This is a genomic window from Haloferax sulfurifontis (genome assembly GCF_014635105.1).
Lineage (GTDB): Archaea > Halobacteriota > Halobacteria > Halobacteriales > Haloferacaceae > Haloferax > Haloferax denitrificans.
On sequence record NZ_BMCI01000006.1, the window covers coordinates 253,423 to 266,062 of the forward strand.

Genomic DNA, 12,640 nt, shown 5'->3' on the forward strand with positions numbered 1-12,640 from the left:
CACATCTAGAGCACGTACTGAGCGACGGCCGTCATCACTTTCCGCTCCGCCCGACGGAGGTGTTCCTCGGCGGTCCGCCGGGAGACGCCCATCTCGTCGGCGATGGTCCCGGTCTCGATGCCGCGGGGGAACTCGTAGTAACCGCCGCGGAACGCCAGTTCGAACGCCTCGCGCTGGCGACCGGTGAGCTCCGGCATCGCGTCGGCGGGGGCCAACAGCGGACCGCTCCCGCTGGCGAACGACACCGACCGCTTGGACTCGACGCTCACGTCGAACCCGCTGTCCACGAGGTCGCGGAAGCACGCGGTCAGGTCGTCGGCCGAGACGGCGAGCAGGCGACACACTTTGGCCCCGTCGCGGTAGCGAAGCGGCGGCACGAGGAGGAGACCGTGTTTCTGCACGTAGCCCTCGATGTGGTCGATTTCGTGGTGTCGGAGGCAGTCGGCGGTGACGACGACGAGTTCGTCGCCGCGCTCGACCGACGCCGCCACACCGACGGTGTCGCGGACGCGTTCGAGGACGTCGGACCCGACGCCGCCGCTCACGTTGAGCATGTCGCAGTGGTCGTTGCACCACAACTCGACGGTCGCGGCGCTGTCGGCGGTCGCCGCCGCGTAGGCGCTGTCGTCGCGTATCCGAAGGCTCGCCTCGTACACGAGTACGCGATTGTTCCGTCATCCGTATATAAATGTCCCACCGTGAGGTGGGGAAATCGCTACTCGGCTTCCGCCCGAAGGTATCGGTATGAACGACCAGCAATCGTCGGCACAGCGGGACCGACTCGGCGACCCGAGCGACGAGTGGCTCGCGTACCAGGGCGCGCCCACCGGGACGGACATCGAGTGTAAGGGGTGGCGACAGGAGGCGGCGCTCCGGATGCTCAACAACAACCTCGACCCCGAGGTGGGAGAGCGCCCCGAGGACCTCGTCGTCTACGGCGGGACCGGTCGCGCCGCCCGCTCGTGGGACGCCTACGACGCCATCCTCGCCGAACTCCGCGACCTCGCCGACGACGAGACGCTCCTCGTCCAGTCGGGCAAGCCGGTCGGGCGCTTTCCGACCCACGAGCGCGCTCCGCGGGTCCTCATCGCCAACTCGAACCTCGTCGGTCACTGGGACGACTGGGAGCACTTCCACGAACTGGAGGCCGAGGGAAAAATCATGTACGGCCAGATGACCGCCGGGTCGTGGGCGTACATCGGCACGCAGGGCATCATTCAGGGCACCTACGAGACGCTGGCCGAACTCGCCCGCCGGCACTACGACGCCGACCTGCGGGGCAAACTCGTCGTCACCGGCGGCCTCGGCGGGATGAGCGGCGCACAGCCCCTCGCGGTGACGATGAACCACGGGGTTTGCATCGCCGCCGAGGTGCAGGCCGACCGCATCGAGCGCCGGGTCGAGACGGACTACCTGATGGAGTCCGCCGACTCGCTGGACGAGGCGCTCGAAAACGCCAAGGCGGCCATCGACGCGGGTGAGCCCTACAGCGTCGGCGTCCAGATGAACGCCGCGGACATGCTCGAAGAACTGCTCGCGCGCGACGAGATTCCGGACGTCGTCACCGACCAGACCAGCGCCCACGACGAACTCGAAGGCTACTACCCGAGCGGCTACACCGTCGAGGAAGCCGACCGGCTCCGCGAAGACGACCCCGAGGCCTACGTCGACGCCAGCCTCGAAACGATGGAGCGCCACGTGCAGGCCATCCTCGACTTACAGGACGCGGGGGCAATCGCCTTCGAGTACGGCAACAACATCCGCGGGCAGGTCCAGAACCACCGCGGGATGGAACACGCCTTCGACTTCCCGGGCTTCGTTCCGGCGTACATCCGCCCGATGTTCTGCCGCGGGCGCGGGCCGTTCCGGTGGGCCGCGCTCTCCGGCGACCCCGCCGACATCCACCGCACCGACGAGGCGATTCGAGCGCTGTTCCCCGAAAACGAGTCGCTCATGCGCTGGATAGACCTCGCACAGGAGCAGGTGTCGTTCCAGGGGCTCCCTTCGCGCGTCTGCTGGCTCGGCTACGCCACCGACGACGAGGGGCTCACCGAGCGCGCCCGCTTCGCCCTGAAAATCAACGACTTCGTCGCCTCGGGCGAGGTCTCCGCGCCGGTCGTCGTCACCCGCGACCACCTCGACGCCGGGTCGGTCGCCAGCCCGTACCGCGAGACCGAGGCGATGCGCGACGGCACCGACGCGGTCGCCGACTGGCCCATCCTGAACGCGCTCCTCAACACCGCCGCGGGCGCGGACATCGTGAGCGTCCACGACGGCGGCGGCGTCGGCATCGGCAACTCCCTGCACGCGAACAACCACGTCGTCCTCGACGGCTCGGACCTCGCGGCGGAGAAGGCCCGCGCCGTCTTCACCACCGACCCCGGCATGGGCGTCATCCGCCACGCCGACGCCGGCTACGAGGACGCGCTGGACGAGGCGACCCGGTCGAACGTCCGAATCCCGATGCGGGACCACGACGCGGTCGGTGATGGCGAATGAGTCACGCGTCACAGGAACCGTCGGGCCTGACCCTCGTCCACGGCGCGGCCGAACTGGTCGTCGGCCCCGACGAGGGAACCGCCGTCGTCGTCCTCGAAGACGCCGCGTTCGCCGCGCTCGACGGCGAGGTCGTCGCCGCCGGGCCGACGGACGAAGTCCTCGACGAATACCCGGTTGCAGACGCCGAAACGGTCATCGACGCGACCGGCAAGACGGTCCTGCCGGGCTTCGTCGACCCGCACACCCACGCGCTGTTCGCGGGCGACCGCTCCGACGAGTTCGCGGCGAAGTTACGGGGCGCGACCTACGAGGAGATTCTCGCCGACGGCGGCGGCATCCTCCGCACCGTCGACGCGGTCCGCGAAGCTTCCGACGAGGAGTTGGCGGCGAACCTCACCGGACATCTCGATGCGATGCTCGCCCACGGGACGACGACGGTCGAGGTGAAGACCGGCTACGGCCTCGACACCGAGACCGAACTGCGGATGCTCTCGGCCATCGACGCGGCCGGGTCGGACCACCCGGTAGACGTGATTCCGACGTTCATGGGCGCGCACGCCGTCCCGCGCGGGATGGACGCCGAGGCGTACACCGAGTCGGTCGTCTCCGACCAACTCCCCGCGGTCGCCGAGCAGGGCGTCGCCGAGTTCTGCGACGTGTTCTGCGAGCGCGGCGTGTTCACCGCCGAGCAGTCCCGCCGGATTCTGGAGGCGGGCCGCGACCACGGTCTCACGCCGAAGATTCACGCCGACGAGTTCGCCGCCATCGGCGGCACCGACGTGGCGGCCGCGGTCGGCGCGGCCAGCGCGGACCACCTGCTCCACACCGACGACGAGGGCCGAGACGTACTCGTCGAAGCCGGCGTCACGCCGGTCATGCTCCCCGGCACGGCGTTCGGTCTCGGAGCCGACTACGCCGACGCCCGCGCCTTCCTCGACGCGGGCCACGAGGTCGCGCTCGCCACTGATTTCAACCCGAACTGCTTCGCTCGAAGCATGAGCTTCGTCGCCACCCTCGCCAGCGTCGGCATGCGAATGACGCCCCACGAGGCGATTCGGGGCGTCACGAGCGCCGCCGCGGGCGCGCTCGACCTCGACGACGGCACGGGCACGCTCCGCGCCGGAAGCCCGGCCGACGCCGTCGTGCTCGACGTGCCGACCGCGTCGCACCTCTCGTACCGGTTCGACACGAATCCCGTTTCGACCGTGCTGAAATCGGGGGTGGTCGCCTGTGAGTGACCCCGCGTCGCTTCCCGAGTCGGTCACGCTTGACGGCACGTCGCTGACGCCGGAAGACGTGGCCTCCGTCGCCCGCCACGACGCCCCGGTCGAACTCGCCGCCGAGTCGCGCGAGCGGATGCGCGAGTCGCGCGAGCGCGTCGAGTCCGTCCTCGACTCCGGCGAGCCGGTGTACGGCGTCAACACCGGCTTCGGTCACCTCGTGGAGACGCACATCGACCGCGAGGACATCGAGCGCCTCCAGACCAACCTCGTCCGCAGTCACGCCGCCGGCGCGGGCCGCGAACTCACCCGCGAGGAGGTCCGGTCGATGATGGTCAGCCGGGCCAACACGCTCGCTAAGGGCTTTTCGGGCATTCGACCCTCGGTGGTCGACCTGCTCGTCTCGATGCTCGACGAGGGGGTTCAGCCGATCGTCCGCTCCCGCGGGAGCCTCGGCGCGAGCGGCGACCTCGCGCCTCTCGCGCACATGGCGCTCGTCCTCATCGGCGAGGGCGAGGCCCGCGTCGACGGCGAGCGACTGCCGGGCGACGAGGCCCTGCGCGCCGCCGGCTTGGAGCCGGTGACGCTCGCCTCCAAGGAGGGCCTCGCGCTCATCAACGGGACGCAACTCACCGTCGGCCTCGCCGCGCTGTTCGTCGTCGACGCCGAGCGAACCGTCGAGGCCGCCGACGCCGCCGGCGCGCTCACGACCGAGGTCACGATGGGCACCACGGCGAACTGCGACCCCGCCATCCACGAGATTCGTCCCCACCCCGGCCAGCGGGAGAGCGCGGCCGAGATTCGCCGCCTCACCGCCGACTCGACCGTCCTCGAATCGCACAAGGACTGCGAGCGCGTGCAGGACGCCTACTCGATTCGCTGTCTCCCGCAGGTCCACGGCGCGGTCAGAGACGCCGTCTCGCACCTCCGCGAGGCGGTCGAGGTCGAACTCAACAGCGTCACCGACAACCCGCTCGTCTTCCCGGCGGGCGCGGTTGACGAGCGCGCGCCCGGCACCGACGCGGCCGCCGTCGTCTCCGCGGGCAACTTCCACGGCGAACCGCTGGCGCTCCGCCTCGACTACGCCGCCGGCGCGCTGACCGAACTCGCGGCCATCTCCGAGCGCCGGACCGACCGGATGCTCAACCCGGACGTACAGGAGGCGTATCTCCCGCCGTTCCTGACCGAACACAGCGGCCTCCGGTCGGGGTACATGATTGCGCAGTACACCGCCGCGGCGCTCCTCAACGAGTGCCGGTCGCTCGGTCGCCCCTCCATCGACTCGACGCCCGTCAGCGGCGGGCAGGAAGACCACGTGAGTATGAGCGGCCAGAGCGCCCTCAACGCCCGCACGGTCGCCGAGAACGTCGCGACCATCGTCGGCGTCGAACTCCTCTGTGGCTCGCAGGCCGCGGAGTTCCTCGGCGACGGCCTCGAACTCGGCACCGGAACGGGTGCCGTCCGCGACGCGGTTCGGTCCGTGGTTCCGCCGCTGGACGAGGACCGCCGCCTCGACGGCGAACTGGAGACCGCGGCCGACCTCGTCCGGTTCGGCGCGATTCGCGCGGCTATCGCGGACGCCGGGCTCTCCGACTGAGCGGTCGCGTCGGTACTGCGGCGACCGCGGCCACTGTCGGCCGCCTCCGACTCAGAGGTCGCCGTTGATGATGTCGGCGACGCGCTGTCGGTCGAACAGCTGTTCTTCTTCGGGAACCTCGGGGGACGGTCCTTCGCTGTACTGGGGCCACGCGCCGAACTGGTCCGGGTAGAGCTGTTTCGCGGTCATCTCCAACTGGAACAGATTGAGTATCGGACCCTGATAGCGGCCCCCCTGCGCGTAGACGCGCTCGTTTTTCACGGCCGAAATCTCGGCTCCGACGGGGTCGTCGCGGAGGCCCGCGCGGATGTCGGGCATGCTCGTGTTCGGGTGCATCCCGCCGAGCGTGAGAATCACGTCGGGGTCGGCTTCGAGGAGCGTCTCGAAGTCGACGGTCGAGCCGGACTCCACGTCGTCGCCGAACGCGCTCACCGGCTTCAGCGGGCGGGTGTGGGCGGTCAGGAAGCCCGGCGTGCTCAGGTTGTAGGCGTAGATTGACTCAAGGTCGCTCGGGCCGAGGAGCACCGCGGTCGGCCGGTCCTCTTCCGCGGGGAGGTCTGCCGCGAGCGTCGTGAGCAACTCCTCGCGGACCGCCGCGAGCGCCTCGTACTTCGCCTCCTCTCGGAGCACCTGTGCGACCTTGGCGAATATCTCCCAGAGGCCGTAGTACTCGTAGGCGTCGGCCCATTCGGTCGGCGGCTCCTGGTGTCGCGCGCTGAACGTGTTGCCGAACCACGGGCCGACGTTCTCCTCGATTTCGTCGAGGTCGGCCTGACTCCAACTGCCGAGCGCGGAGACGCTGGCGGGGTCGGCGAGGTGCACGTCGCTGTCGAGTTCGTAGAGCCGCTCTTTCGACGGCTCCCACGACGAGTACAGGCCGCTCCAGTCGAGTTCGACCCCGGGGAGTCGCGGCGTGAACTGATTCCACAGCGCGTCGTAGTAGTCGGGAGCGTGCATCGCGTTGACGGCGTCGCCGTGGCCGAGCGCGAACGCCATCCCCGCGTGGTGGGTCAGCCGCGTGAAGATGCGTTCGGGAACGCCCTCGAACGTCACCTCGCCCATCGGTGCCATCGACACCGTGTACGAACTGCCGTCGGTCGTCGACTCCGCGGTCGACTCGCTCGTCGCCGTCGATTCGGCGGTCGCGGTGGCGTCCGCCGCGGCCGCGTCCGTCGCCGTCGCGTCCGACTCGGACGAACCCGTACAGCCGGCGAGCAGTCCGCCGACCGCGACCGAGCCACCGTAGGTCAAGAACTTCCTGCGCGTCGGTTCGTCGCTGTCTGCCATCGTATGTTTAGGCCGGCCTAATCCATATATGCGTACCGATTTAGGCTCCCCGAAACTTTCGAAACGCATTTATTTGTTTAGGGGTGCCTAAAACTATGGGCGAAGACCTCATCGACCGGGTGACCCCCACGCGGCGCGCGTATCTCAAGCGCGGCGGCGCGCTGTTCGCGGGCGGCCTGCTGGCCGGCTGTGCCGGACGGAGCGACGCGGATTCCTCGACGGAGGCGGCGGACGCCACCGCGACGACCACGACCGAAGCGGCCTCCGACGCGGAGACTGCGGCCGACGGCGACGCCGCCGGATACACGGTGTCGATGTCGCCGGCCGGCGACGTGGCGTTCGAATCGGTCCCCGAGGACGTGATGGTGTACAACCTCGTCTACGCCGACGCGGCGGTCGCCTTCGGCCACGGCGACGCGGTGAACTCCCTCGGCTTCGACAGCGACGCCGGCGGCCGGACGCTCGACGCCTACTACGAGCGCCTCGACGGCGTCTCGTTCGACCGGAGCGACCTCGCGCAACTCAACTCGGGGTCGGGGAGCGTCAACATCGACAAGGAACTCGTCTACGAACTGGACTCCGACCTGCACCTCGTCGACCCGGCGCTCGTGGCCAGCTTCGACGGCTGGGACCAGTCGGACGTCGAGGAGATTCGCGAGCAGGTCGGGCCGTGGTTCGGCAACGCCTACAGCCGCACGCACGCCCGGCCGCCCGAGCCGTACGCCGACGACTACGAGTACTACACGCTCTGGGAAATCGTCGAGAACGTCGGGCAGGTGTTCCGGGAGGAAGACCGATTCGCGGCGCTCGAAGCGGTCCACGCCGACCTCCTCAGCATCGTTCAGGCGGAGCTCCCGCCCGAGCCGGAGCGGCCGACCGTCGGCGCCGTCGTCTACATGGACGAGACGTTCTACCCGACGAAAATCGACGCACCCGGCTTCGCGACCTCGCACATCCGCCCGCTCGGGGTCACCGACGCCTTCGCGGCCGGCGACGTGACGTTCGAGACGTCCTACGACTTCGAGACGATGCTCGAAATCGACCCCGACGTACTGCTCCACAGCTACGGTATCGACTCGTACTACGACGTGGCGTCGATTCGCCAGCGCCTCGAAGACCACCCCGTCGGGAGCGAACTCAGCGCGGTCCGGAACGACCGCGTCTATCCCTCGGGGACGCCGGTGCAGGGGCCGATTATGAACCTGTTCCAGCTGGAGATGACGGCGAAACAGCTCTACCCCGACCGGTTCGGCGCGTGGCCGGCGTACACCGGTGGTGCGTATCCCGAGATTCCCGAGGACGAACAGCTGTTCGACCGCGACCGCGTCGCCGACATCGTCACCGGCGACTGAGGCGACCGGCGCTTCGGCGGCCCCCTTACCAGAGTTGGACCGCGGGCGTCCCGCAGTCGTCACAGACGATGGCGTCGTTGTCTTTGTAGCTCCCCGCCACGAGGTCGCCGTCGCAGTAGGTGCAGTCCTCTTCGTCGAACGAATCGAGCAGGTACGCAGATTCGGGCATATCTGACGATTTGGCTCCAGTGGTAAGAACATTTCTACGGTTCGATATATCGCCCGCCGTGACACTCCGGCGGGCGACCGGGTTCGCGGCGTCGACTCGTCGGCGACAGTCGTGACTCGCGGCACGAGACACGCAAAACGGGGGATTGGGGAATGGTGGTGGGTCCCCGGGGAAGCGGTGGTGATGGATTGTCCGGGCGCAGGAAGCTTCCCCGGCCGAGCGTGGGGACGCGTCGAGGGGAACGACGAGTCGGACTTAGTAGCCCAGTTGCTCGCGGATGAGGACGACGGTGGTGCGGCCCTCCTCGACTTCCTGCCGGAAGATGAGCTGTTTCGCAATCATGGATTCGACGCCGTAGGCCTCCTTCGCGCGCTCGTTTTCGAGCGGGTACGCGACTGCTTCGAGCCGGTCCAGCGCGTCGTCGAGCGTCGGGACGATTTTGTTGATACCGCTGACGATGACGACGTTGCTGGCGGCGAAGGGGTACGCGCCGATGCGGCTCCCGGAGAGGTCCGCGGCGACGAGGTCGCCGGTCTGGGCGATGGCGTTGATGCCGCCGAGGAAGTAGTCGGCGGTCTGGGAGTCGCGGCGGGCGGCCTGTCGCTCCGCGTCGTCGTCGATGCTCCAAATCTGGTCCGGCAGGCTCTCCCACTCGTGGTCGCCCTCGCTCAGGTAGTCGTCGAACCCGATTTCTTCGAGGGTCGTCGAGTGGCCGTTCATCACGGAGACGCCCGCGGGGATGTGCGACTGCAGGGTTTCGAGCGCCTCGTCGGCCGTGTCGACGACGACGACGTCGAACCCGCTCGCTTCGAGGTTCTCGACGGTCGCTTCGACGGCCTCGTCGTCTGGAAGCTGGTCGAGTTCGGCGTCGATGTCGGCGTCGTCTACGTAGTCGGATTTCTGTTGAGACATGTGTGAGTGTGGTGGTGGAGTTCGGTGGGTGCTCCGACGACCAACTGTAGCGCCTATCGGGTGTTAAACGCTCGCTGACGGCGGTGTCAGGTGGTTACGCGCGTGTCACCGGCCGGTCCGTCGGGTCGCCTCGACCCCCCGATACGCCACCCCGAGCGCGTCGCAGAGCGCCGCCACGTCGAGGTTGTCGGCGACGAGTGCGGCGGCGCGGTCGTAGGGGTCGCCCGCCGCGCCGGCGTCCGCGTCGGTTTCTGCCGCTCCCGCCGTCCCGCTTGTTTCGGCTCCTGTCGCTCCCGCCGCCGGTCGGTCGCGCCCGGCCGACTCGTACACGGCGTTCACGAACGCGTTCCGCGGCGCGTCGTTGGCGAACAGGTCGTGGATGTACGTCCCTGCGACGCTCCCGAGCGCCGCGCCGTCGCCCGAAACCGTCGTCGCGTCGCCGACGATGCGGCTGTCGCCCATGTGTATCTCGTAGCCGTCGACGGTCCCCGTCGCGCCGGCTAGCGGTCCCGCGCCGTCGAACTCGACGGCGACGGGTTCGACTCGCTTGTCGCGGGAGAACCGCGTGACTATCGGCAGGAGACCGAGTCCGTCGACCGTCTCGTCGTCTCCCGAACCCTCGATGTCGGCGTTCTCGATGGTCTCGCCGAGCAGTTGGTAGCCGCCGCAGATGCCGACGACCGGACCGTCGAAGGCGGCGAGTTCGTCGCCGAAGCCGGCGTCGCGGAGCGCGAGCAGGTCGTCGACCGTGTTCTTGCTTCCGGGGAGGACTACCCCGTCGATTCCGTCGAGCGTCGCGTCGAGCGGGAGGTACGCGACCCGGACGCCCGGCGTCTCGGAAAGCGGGCCGAAGTCCGTCGCGTTCGAGATGCGCGGGAGTCGCGGCACGCCGATGGTGACCGCGTTCTCGGCCGCGACGCCGTCGTCGTCGCCGACGGTGGCGCGCTCGCCTTCCGCCGGGAGCGCGAGGCTGTCTTCCTCCGGGAGGCCGGGGTCGTCGTACGGGAGGACGCCGAGGACGGGCACGCCGGTCCGCTCTTCGATTTCGTCGAGCCCCGGTTCGAGGAGGCTCGGGTCGCCGCGGAACTTCGTGATGACCGCGCCGACGACCCGCTCGCGCACGTCTTCGGGCAGGAGTTCGAGCGTTCCCAGCAGGCTGGCGAAGACGCCGCCGCGCTCGATGTCGGCCGCGATGAGGACGTCGGCGTCGGCGAAGCGGGCGGTCTCGACGTTCGCCAAGTCGCGGTCGTGGAGGTTTATCTCGGCGATGGAGCCGGCCCCCTCGGCGACGACCACGTCCGCCTCGCTCGCCAGCCGACGGTGTGATTCGACCGCCGCCTTGCGGGCGTCCTCCCAGTGGGTCGCGTAGTAGTCGCCGGCGGCGTTGAGCCCGACCGCCCGGCCGTGGACGACCAGTTGCGAGGTGCCGTCGCCGTGGGGCTTGAGCAGGACCGGGTTGTGGTCGGTCGTCGGCGCGACCCGCGCGGCGCGAGCCTGTACGTACTGCGAGACGCCGATTTCGCCGAAATCGTCGCCGTCGGCGGTCGCCACCGCGCGGGCGTTGTTGCTCATGTTCTGGGCCTTGAACGGCGCGACCGAGAGGCCGCGGTCGGCGAACAGGCGACAGAGCCCGGCCGCGACGGTGCTCTTGCCCACGTGGCTCGCGGTCCCCGCGACGAGGAGGGTCGGCGTCGTCATCTGCCGGGAGTCAGGGCCGCTCGGTTCAAAGGTGTTCGTTTCGGCGTCGGGCGGATGCGCCCCCGTCGCGTCCGGCGGCGCGTTCGAACCCTTCCGCGACCTTCCCCGTCATACTGAGGCGGTTACGTCGGACGTGTGAAATGTTGCCGGAAGTGGTGCGTTTAGTTCGCTCGCCCGCTCGGTCTATCATGAATGAAAAAACAGTTACTCGTGACGGACTTCCTCGACCGGGCCCGGACGTACTACGGCGATTACGAGGCTGTCGTCGGCGTCGACGGCGAGCGTTTCACCTACGCGGAGTTCGGCGAGCGGGTGGACAGGTTTTCGGCGGCGTTGCAATCGCGCGGCGTCGAGAAGGGCGACCGGGTCGCGGTGCTCGACCCCAACACGCACTACCACCTCGAAGCGGCCTTCGGCGCGATGCAGTGCGGCGCGCTCCACGTCCCGCTGAACTACCGGCTCACCACCGAGGACTACGAGTACCTGCTTTCGGACTCCGGCGCGAGCGTGGTCTACGCCGACTACCAGTACGCGGGGAAAATCGAGGCCGTCCGCGACGACGTGCCCGCCGAGGTGTTCGTGACGAACGACCCCGCGGCCGTCGACGGCGATTGGCTCGACTTCGAGACGTTCCTCGACGAGGCCGACGCCGACGACTACGAGCGCCCCGAGATGTCCGAGGACGAACTCATCACCATCAACTACACGTCGGGGACGACCGGCGACCCGAAGGGCGTCTGCCGCACCCACCGAACCGAGTCGCTCCACGCCCAACTGGTGACGATTCACCACCACATCGCCGACGACGACGTCTATCTGTGGACGCTCCCGATGTTCCACGTCAACGGCTGGGGCCACATCTACGCCGTCACCGGCCGCGGCGCGAAGCACGTCTGCACCCGCGGGGTCGACGCCGAGCGGGTGTTCGACGCCATCACCGGGGAAGACGTGTCCTTCTTCTGCTGTGCGCCGACCGTGCTGTCCATCCTCTGGGAGTACGCCGAGGAACACGACCCGGCGTACGCCGGCGACAACCCGGTTCGCGTGACCGCCGCAGGGAGCGCCGCCCCGAGCGCGACGATTCGCCACACCGAATCGGAGTTCGGCTGGGAGTTCACCCAGCTGTACGGCGCGACCGAGACCGGCCCGCTCATCGCCACCTCGGACGCGAACCGGCTCATCCCCGACGAGGGCGGCCTGCGCTTCTCGCTCAAACAGCGGCAGGGCGTCGCCCCGCTCGGGACCGACCTGCGCGTCGTCGACGACGACGGCGAGCAGGTCCCGCGCGACGACGCCACCATCGGCGAGGTGGTCGTCCGCGGCAATCAGGTGATGGAGAAGTACTGGAACAAGCCCGACGAGACCCACGATGCGTTCAACGACCGCCTCGAAGGCTGGTACCACACCGGCGACCTCGCGGTCGTCAACGAGGACGGCATGATAGCGATTCAGGACCGCAAGAAGGACATCATCATCTCCGGCGGCGAGAACATCTCCTCGGTCGAACTGGAGGACGCGCTGTTCGACCACGACGCCGTCGGCGACGTGGCGGTCATCCCCGCGCCGTCCGAGAAGTGGGGCGAGACGCCGAAGGCGTTCGTCGTCCCCGCCAACGGCGACGTGGAGAACCCCGGCGTCACCGCCGAGGACCTGACCGAGTACACCCGCGACCGCCTCGCGGGATACAAGGCCATCCGCGAGTTCGAGTTCGTCGAGGAGATTCCCAAGACCGCGACGGGCAAGATTCAGAAGTACGAACTCCGCAAGCGCGAGTGGGACGACGAAGAGCGGATGGTCGGACAGGGGTAGTCGTCGCCAGCGATTCGGCGACCCGGCGACCGATGACCGTCTCCTCTCCTCGCCGCCTCTCCCTATCGCCGTTTCCTCTGGCGGTCCGCCCGCTCGC

10 protein-coding genes are annotated in these 12,640 nt (G+C 68.9%); 5 read left to right on the forward strand and 5 right to left on the reverse strand.

Annotated elements, in window-relative coordinates:
• Nucleotides 1-5: 5 nt before the first annotated feature.
• The gene (locus IEV64_RS16550; protein WP_007276282.1) at nt 6-656 is read right to left on the reverse strand and encodes a helix-turn-helix domain-containing protein; all 651 of its coding nucleotides are present in this window, start codon (nt 654-656) and stop codon (nt 6-8) included.
• Nucleotides 657-744: 88 nt separating this feature from the next.
• On the opposite strand from IEV64_RS16550, the gene hutU reads away from it, so the two are divergent.
• The 3 genes from hutU to hutH are packed head-to-tail and all read left to right on the forward strand — an operon-like array spanning nt 745 to nt 5,316.
• Complete coding sequence (hutU, locus tag IEV64_RS16555; protein ID WP_188424535.1) at nt 745-2,499, forward strand: urocanate hydratase; 1,755 nt, start codon at nt 745-747, stop codon at nt 2,497-2,499.
• Complete coding sequence (gene hutI / locus IEV64_RS16560; protein WP_188424537.1) at nt 2,496-3,737, forward strand: imidazolonepropionase; 1,242 nt, start codon at nt 2,496-2,498, stop codon at nt 3,735-3,737. Before hutU ends, hutI begins: the two co-directional genes overlap by 4 nt.
• Nucleotides 3,730-5,316 carry a histidine ammonia-lyase gene (gene hutH, locus IEV64_RS16565; RefSeq protein WP_188424539.1) on the forward strand — a complete coding sequence of 529 codons (1,587 nt, stop codon included), beginning with the start codon at nt 3,730-3,732 and terminating at the stop codon, nt 5,314-5,316. The genes hutI and hutH overlap by 8 nt, the downstream gene beginning before the upstream one ends.
• A 51-nt stretch (nt 5,317-5,367) precedes the next feature.
• On the opposite strand, the gene IEV64_RS16570 is transcribed toward hutH, so the two are convergent.
• On the reverse strand, nt 5,368-6,603 hold the full coding sequence (locus tag IEV64_RS16570; protein ID WP_188424542.1) for an ABC transporter substrate-binding protein: 1,236 nt from the start codon (nt 6,601-6,603) through the stop codon (nt 5,368-5,370).
• Nucleotides 6,604-6,698: 95 nt separating this feature from the next.
• Here IEV64_RS16570 and IEV64_RS16575 point away from each other — a divergent pair, with 95 nt between their 5' ends.
• Nucleotides 6,699-7,955: an ABC transporter substrate-binding protein gene (locus IEV64_RS16575; protein ID WP_188424543.1), complete on the forward strand. Its 1,257-nt coding sequence runs from the start codon at nt 6,699-6,701 to the stop codon at nt 7,953-7,955.
• A 25-nt stretch (nt 7,956-7,980) separates the two neighbouring features.
• Here IEV64_RS16575 and IEV64_RS16580 read toward each other — a convergent pair whose 3' ends face one another.
• The 3 genes from IEV64_RS16580 to IEV64_RS16590 form a co-directional block, all read right to left on the reverse strand.
• Nucleotides 7,981-8,124 carry an HVO_A0556 family zinc finger protein gene (locus IEV64_RS16580; RefSeq protein WP_188424546.1) on the reverse strand — a complete coding sequence of 48 codons (144 nt, stop codon included), beginning with the start codon at nt 8,122-8,124 and terminating at the stop codon, nt 7,981-7,983.
• A 255-nt stretch (nt 8,125-8,379) separates the two neighbouring features.
• Nucleotides 8,380-9,036, reverse strand: coding sequence for a lactate utilization protein (locus IEV64_RS16585; protein WP_007276289.1), 657 nt, complete (start codon nt 9,034-9,036; stop codon nt 8,380-8,382).
• A 105-nt stretch (nt 9,037-9,141) separates the two neighbouring features.
• Nucleotides 9,142-10,734, reverse strand: coding sequence for a cobyric acid synthase (locus IEV64_RS16590; protein ID WP_188424547.1), 1,593 nt, complete (start codon nt 10,732-10,734; stop codon nt 9,142-9,144).
• A 192-nt stretch (nt 10,735-10,926) separates the two neighbouring features.
• Between IEV64_RS16590 and IEV64_RS16595 the strand changes: the two genes are divergently transcribed.
• Entirely contained in the window at nt 10,927-12,543 is a 1,617-nt protein-coding gene (locus tag IEV64_RS16595; protein WP_188424550.1) for a long-chain-fatty-acid--CoA ligase, read from the forward strand.
• Nucleotides 12,544-12,640: the final 97 nt, after the last annotated feature.